This window comes from Roseovarius sp. B-10, assembly GCF_056859295.1.
In genome coordinates, this window is the sequence record NZ_JBSXOE010000036.1 from 20699 (window position 1) to 39167 (window position 18469).

At 65.6% G+C, this 18469-nt stretch carries 17 protein-coding genes; 7 read left to right on the forward strand and 10 right to left on the reverse strand.

What is annotated here, in order from left to right:
* Nucleotides 1–53 precede the first annotated feature (53 nt).
* The 6 genes from infB to pip all read right to left on the reverse strand — a co-directional run bounded on the left by infB (nucleotide 54) and on the right by pip (nucleotide 7675).
* Entirely contained in the window at nucleotides 54–2534 is a 2481-nt protein-coding gene (gene infB, locus AC13D8_RS13485; RefSeq protein ID WP_482969252.1) for a translation initiation factor IF-2, read from the reverse strand.
* Between the two features lie 6 nt (nucleotides 2535–2540).
* The gene (locus AC13D8_RS13490; RefSeq protein ID WP_482969253.1) at nucleotides 2541–3164 is read right to left on the reverse strand and encodes an RNA-binding protein; all 624 of its coding nucleotides are present in this window, start codon (nucleotides 3162–3164) and stop codon (nucleotides 2541–2543) included.
* Nucleotides 3165–3187: 23 nt separating this feature from the next.
* Nucleotides 3188–4894: a transcription termination factor NusA gene (nusA, locus tag AC13D8_RS13495; protein ID WP_482969254.1), complete on the reverse strand. Its 1707-nt coding sequence runs from the start codon at nucleotides 4892–4894 to the stop codon at nucleotides 3188–3190.
* A gap of 2 nt (nucleotides 4895–4896) precedes the next feature.
* Nucleotides 4897–5472 (reverse strand): ribosome maturation factor RimP, encoded by a 576-nt coding sequence (rimP, locus tag AC13D8_RS13500; protein ID WP_482969255.1) that lies wholly within the window; start codon nucleotides 5470–5472, stop codon nucleotides 4897–4899.
* Between the two features lie 126 nt (nucleotides 5473–5598).
* Nucleotides 5599–6672, reverse strand: a complete 1074-nt coding sequence (gene zapE / locus AC13D8_RS13505) for a cell division protein ZapE (RefSeq protein WP_482969256.1) — start codon at nucleotides 6670–6672, stop codon at nucleotides 5599–5601.
* 28 nt (nucleotides 6673–6700) lie between these two features.
* Entirely contained in the window at nucleotides 6701–7675 is a 975-nt protein-coding gene (pip, locus tag AC13D8_RS13510; protein WP_129431062.1) for a prolyl aminopeptidase, read from the reverse strand.
* Between the two features lie 49 nt (nucleotides 7676–7724).
* Between pip and ubiG the strand changes: the two genes are divergently transcribed.
* Complete coding sequence (gene ubiG / locus AC13D8_RS13515) at nucleotides 7725–8471, forward strand: bifunctional 2-polyprenyl-6-hydroxyphenol methylase/3-demethylubiquinol 3-O-methyltransferase UbiG (RefSeq protein WP_482969257.1); 747 nt, start codon at nucleotides 7725–7727, stop codon at nucleotides 8469–8471.
* Between the two features lie 2 nt (nucleotides 8472–8473).
* On the opposite strand, the gene dnaQ is transcribed toward ubiG, so the two are convergent.
* Genes dnaQ through AC13D8_RS13535 form a run of 4 tightly spaced genes read right to left on the reverse strand, consistent with a single transcriptional unit; the run spans nucleotide 8474 to nucleotide 11181 of the window.
* Nucleotides 8474–9169 (reverse strand): DNA polymerase III subunit epsilon, encoded by a 696-nt coding sequence (gene dnaQ / locus AC13D8_RS13520; protein ID WP_482969258.1) that lies wholly within the window; start codon nucleotides 9167–9169, stop codon nucleotides 8474–8476.
* Complete coding sequence (coaE, locus tag AC13D8_RS13525; RefSeq protein ID WP_482969259.1) at nucleotides 9162–9755, reverse strand: dephospho-CoA kinase; 594 nt, start codon at nucleotides 9753–9755, stop codon at nucleotides 9162–9164. The genes dnaQ and coaE overlap by 8 nt, the downstream gene beginning before the upstream one ends.
* The gene (locus tag AC13D8_RS13530) at nucleotides 9752–10585 is read right to left on the reverse strand and encodes a shikimate dehydrogenase (RefSeq protein WP_129431066.1); all 834 of its coding nucleotides are present in this window, start codon (nucleotides 10583–10585) and stop codon (nucleotides 9752–9754) included. The genes coaE and AC13D8_RS13530 overlap by 4 nt, the downstream gene beginning before the upstream one ends.
* The gene (locus tag AC13D8_RS13535; protein ID WP_482969260.1) at nucleotides 10582–11181 is read right to left on the reverse strand and encodes a Maf family protein; all 600 of its coding nucleotides are present in this window, start codon (nucleotides 11179–11181) and stop codon (nucleotides 10582–10584) included. Before AC13D8_RS13535 ends, AC13D8_RS13530 begins: the two co-directional genes overlap by 4 nt.
* 517 nt (nucleotides 11182–11698) lie before the next feature.
* Here AC13D8_RS13535 and rho point away from each other — a divergent pair.
* From rho to AC13D8_RS13565, 6 genes are all read left to right on the forward strand, one after another.
* Nucleotides 11699–12970, forward strand: coding sequence for a transcription termination factor Rho (gene rho / locus AC13D8_RS13540; protein WP_206735479.1), 1272 nt, complete (start codon nucleotides 11699–11701; stop codon nucleotides 12968–12970).
* Nucleotides 12971–12989: 19 nt separating this feature from the next.
* Nucleotides 12990–14276 carry a tRNA uridine-5-carboxymethylaminomethyl(34) synthesis GTPase MnmE gene (gene mnmE, locus AC13D8_RS13545; RefSeq protein WP_482969261.1) on the forward strand — a complete coding sequence of 429 codons (1287 nt, stop codon included), beginning with the start codon at nucleotides 12990–12992 and terminating at the stop codon, nucleotides 14274–14276.
* Nucleotides 14277–14279: 3 nt separating this feature from the next.
* Nucleotides 14280–16151, forward strand: a complete 1872-nt coding sequence (gene mnmG, locus AC13D8_RS13550) for a tRNA uridine-5-carboxymethylaminomethyl(34) synthesis enzyme MnmG (RefSeq protein WP_482969262.1) — start codon at nucleotides 14280–14282, stop codon at nucleotides 16149–16151.
* Nucleotides 16148–16750 (forward strand): 16S rRNA (guanine(527)-N(7))-methyltransferase RsmG, encoded by a 603-nt coding sequence (rsmG, locus tag AC13D8_RS13555; protein WP_482969263.1) that lies wholly within the window; start codon nucleotides 16148–16150, stop codon nucleotides 16748–16750. Before mnmG ends, rsmG begins: the two co-directional genes overlap by 4 nt.
* The gene (locus AC13D8_RS13560) at nucleotides 16743–17552 is read left to right on the forward strand and encodes a ParA family protein (RefSeq protein WP_104019953.1); all 810 of its coding nucleotides are present in this window, start codon (nucleotides 16743–16745) and stop codon (nucleotides 17550–17552) included. The genes rsmG and AC13D8_RS13560 overlap by 8 nt, the downstream gene beginning before the upstream one ends.
* Nucleotides 17553–17624: 72 nt before the next feature.
* On the forward strand, nucleotides 17625–18467 hold the full coding sequence (locus tag AC13D8_RS13565; RefSeq protein ID WP_482969345.1) for a ParB/RepB/Spo0J family partition protein: 843 nt from the start codon (nucleotides 17625–17627) through the stop codon (nucleotides 18465–18467).
* The last annotated feature ends 2 nt before the right edge of the window (nucleotides 18468–18469 follow it).

Here is an 18469-nt window from a genome sequence, read left to right on the forward strand (position 1 = left end):
ACGAAAAAGGGCGACCCGACGGGCCGCCCTCATTGTCATCTCGCCCACGCCGATCACGACAGCGAGCGCGTGACCTCCTCGCGCTCGAATATCTCGATCACGTCGCCCGGGCGGACATCCTCGTAATTCTCGAAGGCCATGCCGCATTCCTGACCCGAGATGACCTCGGCAACCTCGTCCTTGAACCGCTTGAGCGTCTTGAGTGTGCCCTCGTGGATCACCACGTCATCGCGCAACAGCCGCACCCCGGCGGACCGGCGCGCCACGCCCTCGGTAACGAGACAGCCCGCCACCTTGCCCACGTTCGAGACCTTGAACACCTCGCGAATCTCGGCATAGCCGATGAACTTCTCGCGAATTTCCGCGCCAAGCAGACCGCTCGCCGCCGCCTTCACGTCATCCACCAGATCGTAGATCACCGAATAGTAGCGGATTTCCACGCCCTTCTGGTTGGCGCTGTTGCGCGCCGGCGCGTTGGCCCGCACGTTGAAGCCCAGAACCGGCGCACCCGAGGCTTCGGCGAGCCCGATATCGGATTCGGTAATGGCGCCGACGCCCGAGTGCAGCACGCGCACGCGCACTTCGTCGTTGCCGATCTTCTCCATCGCCTGAATGATCGCCTCGGCAGAGCCCTGAACGTCGGCCTTGACCACGATGGGCAGTTCCTTGACGTTCTCGTCTTCCTTGGCCTTGGCCAACAACTGCTCCAGCGAGGTACCTGCTCCGGCAGCCGCCCGCTTTTCCTTGGCAGCGTTGGCGCGGTATTCGGCGATCTCGCGGGCCTGCCCCTCGGTGTCGACGACGTTGAGCACGTCGCCCGCCTCGGGTGTCCCGTTGAGCCCAAGCACCTCGACCGGCACCGACGGCCCGGCCTCCTTGACCCGCTCGCCCCGGTCATTGATGAGCGCGCGCACCTTGCCGTACTGCTCGCCCACGACAAAGATGTCGCCCTGCCGAAGCGTGCCCTTCTGCACAAGGACCGTTGCCACGGGGCCACGGCCCACGTCGAGCTGCGCCTCGATCACGGCACCTTCGGCGGCGCGGTCAGGGTTGGCCTTGAGTTCAAGGATTTCCGACTGGAGCGCGATCGCCTCAAGCAATTCATCGAGGCCCTGCCCGGTGACAGCCGACACCTCGACATCCTGCACATCGCCCGACATCGCCTCGACGACCACCTCGTGGCGCAGCAGGTCCGAGCGGACCTTGTCCGGGTCGGCGGCGGGCAGGTCGACCTTGTTGATCGCCACGATCATCGGCACCTTTGCCGCCTTGGCGTGGTTGATCGCCTCGACGGTCTGCGGCATCACCGCATCGTCGGCGGCCACGACAAGCACCACGATATCCGTGACCTGCGCCCCGCGCGACCGCATAGAGGTAAAGGCCGCGTGGCCCGGCGTATCGAGGAAGCTCAGCACCGCGCCACTGTCGGTCGTGACCTGGTAGGCGCCGATATGCTGGGTGATGCCCCCGGCCTCGCCCGCCACCACCTTGGCATCGCGGATCGCATCGAGAAGCGAAGTCTTGCCGTGATCCACGTGGCCCATGATGGTGATAACCGGCGGGCGCGGCTTGAGATCCTCGGGCTTGTCCTCGACCTGCGCGATCACGTCTTCCACGTCCGAGTCGCTCACGCGGACCACGCGGTGGCCGAATTCCTCGATGATGAGCTCGGCCGTATCGGCGTCGATCGCCTCATTCTGCGTGACCATCATGCCGTTCTGCATCAGCGCCTTGACCACGTCGCCCACGCGCTCGGCCATGCGGCCCGCAAGCTCCGAAACCACGATCACCTCGGGCAGTTGCACATCGCGCACGACCTTCTCGCGCTCCTGCGCGCCGCCCATCGCCTTCTGGCGCGCGCGCTCTTGCTTGCGCTTCATCGCGGCCATGCTCTTCTGGCGTCCGCCCTCGCCGCCCGAAAGCGCCTGGTTGAGCGTCAGCTTGCCCGAGCGGCGGCCATCTTCTCCGCCACGGCCCTTGCCGCGACGGGCGCCCTTGTCGTCGTCCTCACGCTTGCGCGGCGCGGGGGCGGACTTCGCAGGGGCCTGTCGGGTCGGCGCCGGATCGGGCGCGGCGGCCGCGGGCTTCGCGGTCTCCTGCTCGGCCTCGCGCTTGCGGCGCACATCTTCCTCGGTCTTTTGCCGTGCGCGCTCCTCGGCCTCGCGCTGCTCGCGCTCCTTGGCCTCGGCCTCGTCGCGGCGGCGCTGGCGCTCCTCCTCGCGGGCCTTTTCCTCGGCCTCGCGGCGGGCGGTGTCATCGGCCTCACGCGCCTTGGCGGCGGCGAGCGCCTTCAGGCGACGTTCAAGCTCGGCCTCCGAGACGCCGGCCGGGCGCTTGTTGCTCCCGCTTCCGGCAGACGGCTTGCCGGACGCGCCCGCGCCCGTCCCCGCGCCCGGCTTGGGCACGACGACACGCTTGCGCTTGGTTTCCACCACGACGTTCTTTGTGCGCCCGTGGCTGAAGCTTTGCTTCACGTTCCCCGCACGGGGACCGCCACGCACACCCAGAGGTTTCTTTCCGTCGTTGTCGCTCATATTCTCTTACTTTCCTTTCCGGCGCGCAGTCCCGCCGTCCGAGACGCGCAGACCTTTCAGTCTTGCCGCCTCCTCTACAACACGTTGCGCCAAACCTCCATAGCCCAGCACGGCATGGATCGTTGTTTGACGGCTGAAAGCCTGTCCAAGCTCGTCGGCGGTGAGCCAACCAATATAGGTAGCACCCTCGGGTGTGCTCAAGCCCGACTTGCCGCGCTCCGAACCGTCGCTCGCCTGCAACAGGGCGCGCACGTCGCCGCGCATCAGCCGGTCCTTGACCTTCTCGTACCCCGCCACCGCGCCGCCACCCTTGCGCGCGAGGCTGATGAGATTGATAACCCGCCGCGCGATGAGCCCCTCCACCAACGCGGCAAGGTCTTCTGGCACGGTCACCTGTTGCCGCGCAGCGCGAGCGAAAAGCCCCTTCTTCGCGGCGCGGTCGATCGCCGCGCTGTCCGGCACCACGTAGATGCCGCGCCCCGGCAGCTTGGCCGCCACGTCGGGGACAACCGCGCCATCGGGCCCGATCACGAACCGCACCAGCGACGCCTTCGGACGCACCTCGCCCGTTGCGATGCACTTGCGTTCCGGACCGTCCGCGCGATCCTTGGGTTGCCCTCCGCGACCCATGACTGACCCCGGGGCCTGAGCGATCAGGCCCCGGTCTCCTCTTCGCTGTCCGGCGCCGCGTCCGCGGCCTCGCCGGTTTCTTCGGTCTGCGGCACGAGGTCATCGGGATCGACCCAGCCGAGCATCACCCGCGCGGTCATCACCATGTCCTGCGCCTCCTCCAGCGACACCTCGAACGGCTCCAGTATCCCGTCATCCTTGACACGCACGCCCCCATCCGTGGTCCATCCCCCGGCCAGCTCCCAGTCGGCGCAAGTGGCGAAGTCCTCCAGCGTCTTTACATCGTCCTGCGCCAGCGCCAGCACCATCTGCGGGCTCAGCCCCTCGAAACCGATGAGGCTGTCCTCGGCGCCCAGTGCGCGCGCCTTTTCCAGCGCCTCGGCGGCCTGCGCCTCGAGCACGTCGCGCGCCCGCGCCTGAAGCTCCCCAGCGGTGTCTTCGTCGACCCCGTCGATGGTCAGAAGCTCGTCGACCTCGACATATGCCACCTCTTCGAGCGTGGTAAAGCCCTCGGCCACCAGCAATTGCGCAAAGAACTCGTCGAGGTCGAGCGTGTCCATGAACAGCTTGGTGCGCTCCTCGAAATCCTTCTGCCGCCGCTCGCTGTCCTGCGCCTCGGTCATGATGTCGATATCGAGCCCGGTGAGCTGGCTCGCCAGCCGCACGTTCTGCCCGCGCCGCCCGATGGCGAGGCTGAGCTGATCCTCCGGGACCACCACTTCGATGCGCTGCGCGTCCTCGTCGATCACCACCTTGCTGACCTCGGCGGGCTGCAGCGCGTTGACGAGGAACGTGGCCTGGTCCTCGTTCCACGGGATGATGTCGATCTTCTCGCCCTGAAGCTCGTTGACCACCGCCTGCACGCGGCTGCCGCGCATGCCGACGCAGGCGCCAACCGGGTCGATCGAGCTGTCATAGCTGATCACCGCGATCTTGGCGCGGCTGCCGGGATCGCGGGCCACGGCCTTGATGTCGATAATGCCGTCGTAGATTTCCGGCACCTCCATCTTGAACAGTTCGGCCATGAATTCGGGCGCTGTGCGGCTGAGGAAGATTTGCGGCCCACGCTGCTCGCGGCGCACGTCCTTCACATAGGCGCGGATGCGCTCGCCGGGACGATAGGCCTCGCGGCCGATCTTCTCGTTGCGACGCAGCATCGCCTCGCCATAACCCTGAAGCTCGACGACGACGTTGCCATATTCCTCGCGCTTGACGACACCGTTGATGATCGTGCCCGCGCGATCCTTGAACGCCTCGTACTGACGGTCGCGCTCGGCCTCGCGCACCTTCTGCAGGATCACCTGCTTGGCGCTCTGCGCCGCGATCCGGCCCATCTCCACCGGCGGCACCGCCTCGTGAAACTCGTCGCCCGCCTGCGGCTCGCCCGCCTCGGCGGGGTCGATCCGCACGCCATCGCGCAGCCAGAAGTCGTCGCGCCCCGGCGCGGCGGGGACGAAATAAGCCTTGGCTTGATCGGGCGTAAACTCGGCCTGGTAATTCTCCAGCGCCTCTTCGTCGACCACGGTGCGCACGCGGGTGAATGCCGCGCGTCCGGTCTTGCGGTCAATCTTGACATGGATATCCATCTCGGCGCCGTAGCGGCTCTTGGCGGCCCGCGCGAGACTCTCCTCCATCGCGTCGATCACCAGGCCGGGGTCGATCATCTTCTCGCGCGCCACGGCTTCTGCGGTCTGCAAAAGCTCAAGCTGGTTGGCCGATGTGATTGCCATTCTCAGTCCTCCTCGGAACCGCTATCGGTTTCTATCTCGTCAAAATTCGTCTCGTCGATCACGCCCGCCGCCTTGCGTGCGCGCAGCATCTCGCGGATCAGCTCCTCGGTCAGGACAAGCTTGGCGTCGCTCAGCCAGTCGAATTGCAGGCCGATGGTGCCCTCGTCGACGTTGAGCATCACCTCCTCACCCTCGACGCCGGCCAGAACCCCCTTGAACCGCCGCCGCCCGTCGATCATCTCGGCGGTTTCGAGCTTGGCCTCGTAGCCCTCGAACTCCTCGAAATCCTTGAGCCGCGTCAGCGGCCGGTCGATGCCCGGGCTCGACACCTCGAGCGTATAGGCATCGGTGATCGGGTCCTCCACGTCGAGAACCGCGCTCACAGCCGTGCTGATCGCGCCACACTCGTCCACTTCGATCCCGCCCTCGGGCCGGTCGGCCATGATCTGCAAGAGCTGCGTCTTGCCGCCCATCAGCCGCACGCGCACAAGCTCGAATCCCATGTCCTCGATCACCGGCGTGATGATCTCGGCCAGTCTGCGGTCAATGGCAGCCTTTGCGATGAGGTCGTTGGTCATTGGTCCAAACACAAAAAAACGGGCGCGCGGCCCGTTGTCTTACCCGGTGGAACCGGCGGAAAGCCCGCGGCGCCGCTGTCAATCGCGCATATAGGCCTCCACCGGGCGCTTTGCAAGCGGGGATTTTCAGGGTGGCGTGCCTCGCATCTCGCCCCAGCCCTCCGACTGCATCTCGCGCAACCGGCTCGCCGTGCGCGCGAACTCGAACGATCCCTCCCCCTCGACATAAAGGTATTCCGGCTCCGCCGCCGCGAGGCAGATCAGCCGCACCCGCGCCTCGTAGAGCGCGTCGATCAGCGTGACGAAGCGTTTCGCCTCGTTGAAGTTGGCCCGCCCCATCTGGGGTATGTTCTCCAATACCAGCACCCGCACCCCCTGCGCCAGTGCGAGGTAATCCGCCGGGCCCAGGGGGCAGCCGCACAGATCGTAGAACGTTGCCCGGGCAACGCCGTTGTGAAATGCGGGGATCGTTACCACGCGCTTGTTGACGATGATGTCGTGCGGCGCGGCGCGGCCCCCGGTCAGGTCTTGCCAGATCGTTTCTATACTGGCCCGGTTCTCCGCGTTGACCGGCGTGAAATACACGCCGCCCCCTGCGAGCCGATCCTGTCGATAATCCTTCGGCCCGGACATTTCGCGCACCACCATCCGCTCCTTCACCAACCCGATAAAGGGCAGGAAGAGCTGCCGGTTAAGCCCGTTCTCGTATAGGTCATCGGGCACCCGGTTGGACGTGGTCACCACCACCACCCCGGCCTCGAACAGCGCCTCGAACAGCCGCCCGACGATCATCGCGTCGGTAATGTCGGTGATCTGCATCTCGTCAAAGGCCAGGAGCCGCACAGAGCGTGCCACTTCCGCCGCCACCGGCGCCAGCGCATCCGATTCGCCCCGCGCCCGCGCAGCATGAAGCCCGGCATGGATTTCCTGCATGAAGGCGTGAAAATGTACCCGCCGCTTGGGCACATCGATGCTGTCCACGAACATGTCCATCAGCATCGACTTGCCGCGTCCGACGCCCCCCCAGAGATAAAGCCCCTTGGGCGGCTCGGGCGCACGGCGGAACCAGCCACGCCGCTGCGGCTCTGCCAATGCCGCGCGGATACGCTCGAATTCCGGCAGGACGTCCTCCTGCGCCGGGTCGCGCAACAGCGCACCCTCGGCCACGAGACGCTCATAGATATCGGGCAAGGTATCCATCACATGCGGCCTGTCGCGTTCCCGGCGCTCAGTGTCGGTCCGCCAGCCGCGCCATGACGCCCACCAGCTCGGCGCTGATGCCCGGCTCAGACAGCGCGTGCCCCGCCATCGGCACCATCCGCAGATCGCAGGACGGCCAGCGCGCGGCCAGCCGGTGCGCCGAAGCGGGCGGGCAAATCATGTCATAGCGGCCCTGCACGATGGTGCCCGGTACCTCCGCGATCAGGTGCATGTGATTGAGAATGTGTCCGTCCTTCTCAAGAAACCCGCGGTTGCGGAAATAATGGTTCTCCAGCCGGGCAAAGGCGCGGGCGTAATCGGCGGGCGCGTCGCCCCCGGTGCCGGTGGATTGCACGGTGGCCAGCGCATTTTCCCATGCCGACCACGCCTTGGCATGGGCGATCTCCTCGGCCATGTCCCCGGAAAACAGCCGTTTGTTGTAGGCGGCAATCAAATCGCCACGCTCGGCCTCGGGGATGAGCGCGACAAATCGCGCCCATGTTTCCGGCCAGAACGCCGCCGCCCCCCCGCCATAGAACCAGTCGAGCTCGGCCTGCGTCATGGTGAACACGCCGCGCAGCACCAGGTGCCGTGCCCGGTCGGGATGGGTCTGTGCATAGAGCAGCGCCAGCGTCGCCCCCCAGCTTCCGCCGAACACGATCCACCGCTCGATGCCCAGCGCCTCGCGGATACGCTCTATATCGGCCACCAGATGCCAGGTCGTATTGGCCTCGATGCTGGCATGGGGCTTTGAGCGGCCACACCCGCGCTGATCGAAAAGCACGATCCGATAGACGTTCGGGTCGAAATACCGCCGCATCGCCGGGCTCGACCCGCCCCCCGGCCCGCCATGCAGCACGACCACCGGCACGCCGTCCGCGCGCCCCGATTGCTCGACATAGACGGAATGCCCGTCGCCCACGTCCAGCATCCGTCGGTCGAACGGCTCCACCGGCGGGTAGAGGTATTGCACTGCGCTCTTATGGCTCGCGACTCTGTCCATTCCCGTCCTATATACCGCCCATGTCCCATTGAGCCACAGGGAGACGGGAATGCAAACCGCCCAGAGCACGATCGACCCCGCCGAAGTCGCGAAATTCGAGGCGATGGCCGCCGAATGGTGGGATCCCGACGGCAAGTTCAAGCCGCTGCACATGCTCAATCCCTGCCGGCTCGACTACATCGCCGCGCAGATCGCCGCCGAATTCGACCGCGACCTGACCGTCGAGCGGCCCCTTGAGGGGCTGCGCCTGCTCGATATCGGCTGCGGCGGCGGGCTTCTGAGCGAGCCTATGGCCCGGCTCGGGGCCGATGTCGTGGGCGCCGACGCCGCGCCACGCAACATTCCCGTCGCGCAGGTCCATGCGGAACAGTCGGGGCTCGATATCGACTACCGCCACACCACTGCCGAGGACATGGCCGCCGCCGGCGAGCGCTTCGATGTCGTGCTCAACATGGAGGTGGTCGAGCACGTCTCCGACCCGCTCGGCTACCTCACCGCCTGCTACGATCTGCTTCGCCCCGGCGGGCTGCACATCTGCTCCACCATCAACCGCAATGCCAAGAGCTTCGCCATGGCCATCGTCGGCGCCGAATACGTCATGCGGTGGCTGCCCAAGGGCACGCATGAATGGTCGAAATTCATCACGCCCGATGAGCTGTTCGCCCTGCTCGGGCAGGCGGGGCTCGATCCGGTGGATCGCAAAGGGTTCGTGTTCAACCCGGTGACCTGGCAATGGCGGCTCTCCGACCGTGACCTGGGCGTGAATTACGTAACCAGCAGCCTGCGCCCGGCCTGAGCCTACCGGTTCCACATCGCCTTGTCGCCCATCCCGGCGACAAACGCTTCGTGCGCCGCACGCTCGGCCTCGGTCAGCCGGGGGGCAAGCGGACGCGGACGCGGACCGGGACGCCAGTTTGCATCACCGGTCCCGCCCGATCCGCCCACTCCGGCCCTCGGATCGGCGCTCAGCGCAAAATCCGGCTGACGGCCCCCGATCAACTCCAGGTACACCTCAGCGAGGATCTCGGAATCGAGCAGCGCTCCGTGCAGCGTGCGCGCCGTATTGTCGATCCCGAAGCGGCGGCACAGGGCGTCGAGCGAGGCAGGCGCGCCGGGATACTTCTTCCGCGCCATGGCCAGCGTGTCGATGGCCCGGTTCATCGGCAGCGGCACGAGACTGCACCATTCCAGCTCGGCATTCAGGAACTTCATGTCGAAACTTGCATTGTGGATCACCAGCCGCGCGTCACCCACGAACTCGAGAAATTGCGCGCCGATCTCGGCAAAAAGCGGCTTGTCGCGCAGAAAATCATCGCCCAGCCCGTGAACGGCGAAGGCTTCCTCGGGCATCGGGCGCTTGGGGTTGATGTATTGATGATACGTTCGCCCCGTCGGCATGTGATTGTAGAGTTCGACCGCACCGATCTCGACCACGCGATGCCCTTCCATCGGTTCAAGCCCGGTGGTCTCGGTATCCAGAACGATCTCACGCATCGCTTCGCCCCTCCCTGATCTCTGCCAGTATCTCCCGCACCTGCGCGCGCGCATGATCCATCGTGTCCGTCTCGATCACGTAATCCGCGCGTGCCCGCTTCTCGGCATCCGGCATCTGTTGGGCCAGAATCGTCTCGAAATCCGCCTCGCTCATCGTATCCCGCGCCAGGACCCGCGCGCGCTGCACCTCGGGCGCCACGCTCACGACCGCCACCGCGTCGAAACCATCCTCGGCACCCGTCTCATAGAGCAGAGGAATATCGAGTACGGTCACATCAGCCTCCTGCCTCGCGACAAAATCCGCCCGGTCCTGCGCCACCAGCGGATGGATGATCGCCTCGATCCGCGTCAACGCCTCGGGATCACCGGCGATGATCGCCCGCAGCCGCCCGCGATCCACCGCGCCCTCTACCACCGCCCCGGGAAAGGCGGTGGCGATCGGCGCCACCCCGGCACCGCCCCGCGCGTATAGCCGATGCACCGCCGCATCCGCATCCCATACCGGACAGCCTTCTTCGGCAAAGAGCCGCGCCGTGGTCGATTTGCCCATCCCGATAGAGCCCGTCAGCCCGAGCCGGAATGTCATCGCAGCGCCGCCGCGCGCGTCGCCGCGTCCACCTCCGGGCGTGTGCCGAACCACCGCTCGAACGCAGGCACCGCCTGATGGATCAGCATACCCAGCCCGTCCACCGCGACGCACCCCGCCTTCTCCGCCTCCATGAGCAGCCGCGTCTGAAGCGGCGCGTAAACGAGATCGGTCACCACCGCGCCCTTGCGCAGCCCATCCAGAGGCACACGCAGCGGCGGGCTCCCAACCATGCCCAGCGAGGTCGTGTTGACAACCGTCACCGCCTCTTCGAGCATGTTGCCCGCCTGCACCCAGTCGATCACGGTCACCCTGCGGCCGAATTGCTGCTGCAAACCCTCGGCCCGGGGCCGCGTGCGGTTGGACAGCAGGATCTCCGGCACGCCCACATCCAGAAGCGCCGCGATCACCGCCCGCGCCGCGCCGCCGGCGCCCAGCACAGCGGCGGGTCCGCTCTCCGGTTTCCAGTCCGGCGCGGCCTGTCTCAGGTTCTCGATAAAGCCGTAGCCGTCGGTATTGTCCGCCTGTATCTTGCCGTCCTCACGAAACACCAGCGTGTTGGCCGCACCGATGATCGTGGCACGGTCGGTCACCAGGTCGGCCAGTTCCAGCGCCCGCTCCTTGTGCGGCACCGTGATGTTTACGCCACGAAACCCCATCTTCGGCAGGGTCCGCAACACCACCTCGAGATCAGCATTCGCCACGTCCATCGGGATGTAAAACCCCGGGATCCCCAGTGTTTTGAGCCAGTGGGTATGAAGCTGCGGCGAACGCGAATGTGCGACCGGCGATCCGATGACACCGGCAAGGGGGATACGGTCATGGCTCATCTTGGCAGGTCTCCACGCAAGGTCAGAAAGGCCAGGAGGTCGAGTAGCGGCAGGCCCAGAACCGTGAAATAATCGCCTTCCACGCCGGAAAACAAGCGCACACCCTCCGCCTCGAGTTTATAGGCCCCGACGCATTCGGCAACATCGGGCCAGTTGCGGTCAAGATAGCCATTCAGCCAATCGTCGGAGAAATCCCGCACGCGCATCCGCGCGCGTCCCACATGCCGCCACACCGGCGCGCCATTCTCGCAGATCACCGCTGCCGACAGAAGATCATGCGCGCGCCCCCGCATCTCACGAAGTTGCGCGCGTGCCTGGCCGATATCAGCGGGTTTCGACAGCAGGCGCCCACCGAGATCGAGCACCTGGTCACAGCCCAGCACCAGCCGACCGGGCATCTTCTGGCTCACCCGCCGCGCCTTCATCTCTGCCAGCGCATCGGCAATGTCTCGTGGTGCGACGCCGTCGGATAGCAACGAATCGCGCAGCGTCGCCTCGTCCACGCGCGCGGGGCTGACAACGATCCGAAGGCCGGCATTTTCAAGCAATGTGCGCCGGATCGCCGAGCCGGAAGCAAGGACAAGTTCAAAATTCATGGGGATAACCTGATGACAAAATCCGTGACGGATCAACCCTTCACGGCTGACGGTACGGGACAACAGGTGGGGCGATCCGTTTCGCCGCGTTGGTCTACAGGTTGTTCCGCTATGGACAAGGATGAAATCACGCTGTGGACAACCCAGGACTCAAGAACTATCCACAGGGTACCCTGACACAATCTTAAGGATTTTTAGTATATAACCTATTATTTTCATTTAATAATATTTCTCACACCAAACCATTCACCAATAATGCCCCGTGATACGCACAGCCTTATCCCCGAGTGGACAAACCCGGTGACAATGGCATAATCCACAACGCGCTACGTCCCCTACAACATCATCATTCTCCTATAATTCTATTATATTTTGGTTAAACGCGGTCGCCTCGTCCGACGCTTGACCTCAGCGGCTGTGACGCCTAAGACAGCACAAGCCGCCGTCCGGTGGTCCTGAAATCCCCATATGATCCGTCCCTGGCCCTCGCGGGTCCCGGCACCAATCGAGGCCTGTCATGTCCGAAGACCGTTTGAATCTCGCCGAACTCAAGGCGATGACCGCCAAGGACCTGCTCAACATCGCCGAAGAGCTGGAGATCGAGAACGCCTCGACCATGCGCAAGGGCGAGATGATGTTCTCGATCCTCAAGGAACGCGCCGAGGAAGGATGGGTGATCTTCGGCGACGGCGTACTCGAAGTGCTTCAGGACGGCTTTGGCTTCCTGCGCTCGCTCGAGGCCAACTACCTCCCCGGGCCCGACGATATCTACGTCTCGCCCGACATGATCCGGCAATTCTCGTTGCGCACCGGCGATACCATCGAGGGCGAGATTCGTCAGCCCGACGACACAGAGCGGTATTTCGCGCTCACTTCCGTCACCCAGATCAACTTCCAGGATCCGGATCGCGCGCGCCACAAGATCGCGTTCGAAAACCTCACGCCACTCTACCCCGATGAACGGCTTCGGATGGAGATCGAGGATCCCACGATCAAGGACCGCTCCGCGCGGCTCATCGACCTTGTCGCGCCCATCGGCAAGGGGCAGCGCTCGCTGATCGTGGCGCCGCCGCGCACGGGTAAAACGGTGCTATTGCAGAACATTGCCAACAGCATCGCGAAGAACCACCCCGAGTGCTATCTCATCGTGCTGTTGATCGATGAACGACCCGAAGAGGTCACTGACATGCAGCGCTCGGTCAAGGGTGAGGTCATCAGTTCGACCTTCGACGAACCCGCCACGCGCCACGTCGCCGTCTCGGACATGGTCATCGAAAAGGCCAAGCGGCTTGTCGAGCACAAGCGCGATGTGGTCATCCTGCTCGATTCGATTACGCGCCTCGGCCGCGCCTTCAACACGGTCGTGCCGTCCTCGGGCAAGGTGCTCACCGGCGGTGTCGATGCCAACGCCCTGCAACGCCCCAAGCGGTTCTTTGGCGCCGCGCGCAATATCGAGGAGGGCGGATCGCTCACCATCGTTGCCACCGCCCTGATCGAGACCGGCAGCCGCATGGACGAGGTGATCTTCGAGGAATTCAAGGGCACCGGCAACTCCGAGATCGTGCTCGACCGCAAGGTGGCCGACAAGCGCGTGTTCCCGGCGATCGACATCCTCAAGTCCGGCACGCGCAAGGAAGAGCTGCTTATCGACAAGCTTGAGCTGCAAAAGACCTTCGTCCTGCGCCGTATCCTCAACCCGATGGGCACCACCGACGCGGTAGAGTTCCTGCTCGGCAAGCTCAAGCAGACCAAGTCGAATGCCGAGTTCTTCGATTCGATGAATACCTGAGCATAGGCACGTCATCGCGATGGAGACGATTTTTGCCCTCTCCACGGCCCCCGGGAAGTCGGGTATCGCGGTCATTCGCCTCTCCGGCCCGGAGGTCGCATCCGCCGCGCGCGCGGTCTGCGGCGGGCTCCCCGTCCCCCGGCAGGCGAGCTTGCGCGTGCTGCGCGATCAGGACGGGGCGCGGCTGGACGAGGCGGTTGTGCTCTACTTTCCTGAAGGCGCGAGTTTCACTGGCGAGTCGGTGCTCGAGTTTCAGACACATGGCAGCGCGGCGGTCATTTCTGCCTTGCTGCGCCATCTTGGCGCCCTGCCCGGTCTGCGCGCCGCGGATCCCGGAGAGTTCACGCGTCGCGCGCTGTCCAACGGTCGCCTCGACCTGACGCAGGTCGAGGCGTTGGCCGATCTTCTGGACTCGGAAACCGAGGCGCAGCGGCGCCAGGCGATGCGCGTATTTTCCGGTTCCCTCGGTAAGAAATGCGCCAAGTGGCGCGCGGCCCTGGTCCGGGCGCTGGCGCTTCTGGAGGTGACCATCGACTTCGCCGACGAGGAAGTGCCCGTCGATGTCTTTCCCGAGGTACGGACGTTGCTCGCCTCGGTCAAATCCGGCCTCGACGCGGAAATTTCCGGCTTCGCCGTGGCAGAGCGTATCCGCTCCGGCTTCGAGGTGGCAATCCTCGGCGCGCCGAATGCTGGCAAGTCGACCTTGCTCAACACGCTTGCTGGGCGCGACGCGGCGATCACCTCCGAGCACGCCGGCACCACCCGTGACGTCATCGAGGTGCGGATGGATCTCGGCGGCCTGCCTGTTACGCTTCTCGACACGGCTGGTCTTCGCGAGACCGCCGATGCGGTGGAGTCCATCGGCATCGCCCGCGCCCGGGACCGCGCCGCCGCCGCCGATCTGCGGGTGTTTCTCGACGACGGCACCCAGGATTTCGATGGCTTGCGACAGGCGGATGACATCACCTTGCGGGCCAAGGCCGATCTCGCCCCCGAAGAGGGCGAGGGCGTATCCGGCCTCACGGGGCTGGGCGTGGACCGCCTCGTCGCCCGCGTTGCCGAAACCCTCGGGGCGAGGGCGCAAGGTGGCGGCATGGCCATCCGCGCGCGCCACGAATCGGCCATGCGCAGCGGCAGCGCGTCCCTCGACGCGGCGCTCCTTGCCCTTGACGGGGGCGAGGCCGCGACCGATATCGCTGCCGAAGAGGTTCACGCCGCTGTCCGCGCGCTCGATTCTCTGGTAGGACGCATCGGTGTGGAGACGGTGCTCGGCGAGATTTTCGCGAGCTTCTGCCTTGGCAAGTGAGAGGTGTTTCACGTGAAACAATTCGATGTGCTCGTCATCGGTGGCGGACATGCCGGCGCGGATGCCGCCGACGCCGCGGCCCGGATGGGCGCGCGCACCGCGCTTGTCACCCTGTCGCGCGACGGGATCGGCGTGATGTCCTGCAACCCGGCCATCGGCGGCCTCGGCAAGGGCCACCTCGTGCGCGAGATCGACGCGCTTGATGGCGTGATGGGCCGCGTCGCGGATCGCGCCGGTATCCAGTTTCGCCTGCTCAACCGCCGCAAGGGCCCCGCCGTCCAGGGCCCCCGCGCGCAAGCTGACCGCCGCATCTACCGCGAGGAGATGCAGCGCGCCCTCGCCAGTCGGACCAACCTCGAGATCATCGAGGGCGAGGCCGCGGATTTCCGAATGAACGGCGACACCGTCACCGGCGTGATCCTCGCCGACGGCAGCGAGATCGCGGCGCGTGCCGTGATCCTCACCACGGGCACCTTCCTGCGCGGCGTCATCCACATCGGCGATGTCGCGCGCCCCGGCGGACGCATGGGCGATCCGCCCAGCCTCCGCCTTGCCCAACGCATGGACAGCTTCGGCCTCCCCCTCGGCCGACTCAAGACCGGCACGCCCCCGCGCCTCGACGGGCGCAGCATCAACTGGGACGGCCTCGACATGCAGCCTCCGGATGACGACCCGGTGATGTTTTCCTTCCTCTCCGACGCGCCCACGGCGCGGCAGGTTTCCTGCGGCATCACCCATACCAATGCCCGCACCCACGACATCATCCGCGACAATCTCGACCGCTCGGCCATGTATGGCGGGCATATCGACGGCATCGGTCCGCGCTATTGCCCCTCGATCGAGGACAAGATCGTGCGTTTCGCTGACAAGACATCGCACCAGATTTTCCTCGAACCAGAGAGCCTTTCCGATTCGGTAATCTACCCGAACGGTATTTCCACTTCGTTACCGGTCGAGGTGCAGGAGACGTATGTGCGCTCCATCGCCGGGCTGGAAAACGCTGAAATCCTTCAGCCCGGCTATGCCATCGAGTATGACTACGTCGATCCCCGGGCGCTCGACCACCGCCTCGCGCTGCGCGACGTGCCGGGGCTCTTTCTTGCCGGGCAGATCAACGGCACCACCGGCTACGAGGAGGCTGCGGCGCAAGGGCTCGTTGCCGGGCTCAACGCCGCGCGCCATGCCGCGGGCGAGCCGCCGCTCACCTTCAGCCGCACCGACAGCTATATCGGCGTGATGATCGACGATCTCACCACCCGCGGCGTGACCGAGCCCTACCGCATGTTCACGTCCCGCGCTGAATTCCGCCTGTCGCTGCGCGCCGACAATGCCGACCAGCGGCTGACGCCGCTCGGGATCGACGCCGGGTGCGTCGGCGAGGACCGCCGCCGCGCGTTCGAGGACAAGATGAGCCGCCTCGACGCCGCGCGCAGCCTACTCGACGCCGAGAGTTACACCCCCCGTGACCTCTCTTCCGCCGGGATCGCGGTCAACCAGGACGGCACGCGCCGTAACGGGATGCAGGTTCTCGCCTTCCCCGGTACCGAGACGGCCGACCTCGCGCCCCTCACCCCGGCGCTCGCCGATATCGCCCCCGACATCGCCGCCCAGCTCAAGAAGGACGCGACCTACGCCAATTACATCGCCCGACAGGCCCGCGACGTGGAAATACTGCGCCGGGACGAGGGTGTGGCCATCCCCGAGGGGTTCGACTACGGCGGAATCGACGGCCTCTCCAACGAGCTCAAGGCCAAGCTTTCCGCCGCGCGCCCCGAAACGCTCGCCCAGGCGGCGCGCATCGACGGCATGACGCCTGCGGCGCTCGCGCTGATCCTCGTCTGCCTGCGCCGGGGCGAGCGGGCACAGAGCGCATGATCCTCCGGGATGTTTCACGTGAAACAAGGGAGCGGTTAGACCTCTACACCACGCTCATTGAAAAGTGGAACCCGCGCATAAACCTCGTGTCGCGCGCTTCGCTTCCCCATCTGCAAGCCCGCCATTTCGAGGATTCCGCACAGCTTCACGCCCTCGCCCCGACTCCCGTCGCCCATTGGGCCGATCTTGGCTCCGGAGGTGGCTTTCCGGGGCTCGTGATCGCCATCCTCGCGCAGGAGACCGGCTCCCCCGCCCGCGTCACCCTCGTCGAATCGGACGCGCGCAAATCCGCCTTCCTGCGCACCGTGATTCGCGAGACAGGGATCGCTGCCACCGTTCGCACCGAGCGAATCGAGAAGATGGACCCGCTCGCCGCCGATGTGCTCAGCGCCCGCGCGCTCGCCGATCTCTCTGCGCTTCTTGGCTACGCCGCGTGCCATCTCGCCCCCGGCGGCACGGCGCTCTTTCCCAAGGGAGCAACATGGCGGCAAGAGCTGACAGAGGCGCAAAGCAAGTGGCAATTTACCTCCCGGGTTGATAAAAGCAGGACAGACCCCGAAGCCGTCATCCTGCGCGTCACAGGAGTATCCCGTGCCTGATTCCAGCCCGATTACCGCCCCCCGCATCATCGCGGTCGCCAATCAAAAGGGCGGCGTGGGCAAGACCACGACAACCATAAATCTTGGCGCTGCGCTCGCGGATTCCGGTGCGCGCGTGCTGATCGTCGATCTCGACCCGCAGGGCAACGCGTCCACCGGGCTCGGGATAGAGGCCAGCGCGCGCGATATCACCACCTACGATTTCCTGCTCGACGAGGCCACGCTCGACGAGGCCGTGCAGCCCACCAATCATGACCGGCTGTCGATCATCCCCGCCACTGTCGATCTGTCCTCGGCGGATATAGAGCTTTTCTCCAATGAAAAGCGCAGCTTCCTGCTGCACGATGCGCTGCGCCAGCCGGGGATGGAGGCGCTCGCCCCCGATTACGTGCTGATCGACTGTCCGCCCTCGCTCAACCTGCTGACGGTCAACGCGATGGTCGCGGCGCATTCGGTGTTGATCCCGCTCCAGGCCGAATTCTTCGCGCTCGAGGGCCTGTCGCAGCTCATGCTGACGATTCGCGAGGTGCGGCAAAGCGCCAATCCCGACCTACGCATCGAGGGGGTTCTGCTGACGATGGTGGACGGGCGCAACAACCTCTCCGCACAGGTCGAGGCCGATGCCCGCGACACGCTTGGCGATCTCGTCTTTGCCACGCGCATCCCACGCAACGTCCGGGTGAGCGAGGCGCCGTCCTACGCCATGCCGGTCCTGACCTACGATAGCACCTCCAAGGGTGCGCAGGCCTACCGCGATCTCGCGGGCGAGATTGTCCGCAGGCACGCGCGCGTCGCGGCATAAGAAAAAGGAGACGAGGCGGTGAGCACGAAAAAATCCCAGCAACGCGGCCTTGGGCGCGGCCTCTCGGCCCTGATGGCCGACGTCCGCGAGACCACCGAGAGCCCCGAGAGCCAACCGCCGCAGCCCGACATGCGCGTGCCAGTGGAAAAGGTCCATCCCAACCCCGACCAGCCGCGCCGCCATTTCGATGCCGACGCATTGGCCGATCTTGCGCGCTCGATCGCCGAAAAGGGCATCATCCAGCCCCTCATCGTGCGCCATAGCCCCGGCAAGCCCGGTGAATACGAGATCGTCGCCGGCGAGCGTCGCTGGCGTGCCGCGCAAATGACCAAGCTGCACGAGGTGCCGGTCCTGCTGCGCGATTTCACCGATATCGAGGTGCTAGAGGTCGCGATCATCGAGAATATCCAGCGCGCCGACCTCAACCCGGTCGAAGAGGCGTCGGGCTACAGCCAGTTGATGACAAAGTTCGGCCACACCCAGGAAAAGCTGGCCGATGTCCTCGGCAAGAGCCGCAGCCACATTGCCAACGCCGTGCGTTTGCTCAACCTGCCCGAGGATGTGCAGGACCATCTGCGTAACGGTCGATTGTCGGCGGGCCATGCGCGCGCACTCATCACCGCGCCCGACGCGTCGGCCCTCGCCCGCAAGATCATCCAGAAGGGGCTTTCGGTCCGCGAAACCGAGAAACTCGCCAAGGCCGACCCCGCGCCGGGCCAGGGGGGCAAGAGCAGCAAGAGCAGCGGCAAGCCGGAGAAGGATGCCGACACCAAGGCGCTCGAATCCGATCTCTCGGCGGCGCTCTCGATGAAGGTGCGGATCGACCATACGCCGGGACAAGAGGGCGGCGCGCTCACCATTCGCTACGCCTCGCTCGATGATCTCGATCGGTTGATGGGCCTGCTCAGCGCCTGATC

What these genes read in the sequence shown, in the direction of transcription:
- mnmE (WP_482969261.1), top strand. Translation starts at nt 12,990, where the DNA reads ATGGAGACGATTTTTGCCCTCTCCACGGCCCCCGGGAAGTCGGGTATC.
- infB (WP_482969252.1), bottom strand. Translation starts at nt 2,534, where the DNA reads ATGAGCGACAACGACGGAAAGAAACCTCTGGGTGTGCGTGGCGGTCCC.
- rimP (WP_482969255.1), bottom strand. Translation starts at nt 5,472, where the DNA reads ATGACCAACGACCTCATCGCAAAGGCTGCCATTGACCGCAGACTGGCC.
- AC13D8_RS13530 (WP_129431066.1), bottom strand. Translation starts at nt 10,585, where the DNA reads ATGAGCCATGACCGTATCCCCCTTGCCGGTGTCATCGGATCGCCGGTC.
- coaE (WP_482969259.1), bottom strand. Translation starts at nt 9,755, where the DNA reads ATGACATTCCGGCTCGGGCTGACGGGCTCTATCGGGATGGGCAAATCG.
- AC13D8_RS13535 (WP_482969260.1), bottom strand. Translation starts at nt 11,181, where the DNA reads ATGAATTTTGAACTTGTCCTTGCTTCCGGCTCGGCGATCCGGCGCACA.
- nusA (WP_482969254.1), bottom strand. Translation starts at nt 4,894, where the DNA reads ATGGCAATCACATCGGCCAACCAGCTTGAGCTTTTGCAGACCGCAGAA.
- AC13D8_RS13490 (WP_482969253.1), bottom strand. Translation starts at nt 3,164, where the DNA reads ATGGGTCGCGGAGGGCAACCCAAGGATCGCGCGGACGGTCCGGAACGC.
- rho (WP_206735479.1), top strand. Translation starts at nt 11,699, where the DNA reads ATGTCCGAAGACCGTTTGAATCTCGCCGAACTCAAGGCGATGACCGCC.
- rsmG (WP_482969263.1), top strand. Translation starts at nt 16,148, where the DNA reads ATGATCCTCCGGGATGTTTCACGTGAAACAAGGGAGCGGTTAGACCTC.
- pip (WP_129431062.1), bottom strand. Translation starts at nt 7,675, where the DNA reads ATGGACAGAGTCGCGAGCCATAAGAGCGCAGTGCAATACCTCTACCCG.
- ubiG (WP_482969257.1), top strand. Translation starts at nt 7,725, where the DNA reads ATGCAAACCGCCCAGAGCACGATCGACCCCGCCGAAGTCGCGAAATTC.
- zapE (WP_482969256.1), bottom strand. Translation starts at nt 6,672, where the DNA reads ATGGATACCTTGCCCGATATCTATGAGCGTCTCGTGGCCGAGGGTGCG.
- AC13D8_RS13565 (WP_482969345.1), top strand. Translation starts at nt 17,625, where the DNA reads ATGGCCGACGTCCGCGAGACCACCGAGAGCCCCGAGAGCCAACCGCCG.
- dnaQ (WP_482969258.1), bottom strand. Translation starts at nt 9,169, where the DNA reads ATGCGTGAGATCGTTCTGGATACCGAGACCACCGGGCTTGAACCGATG.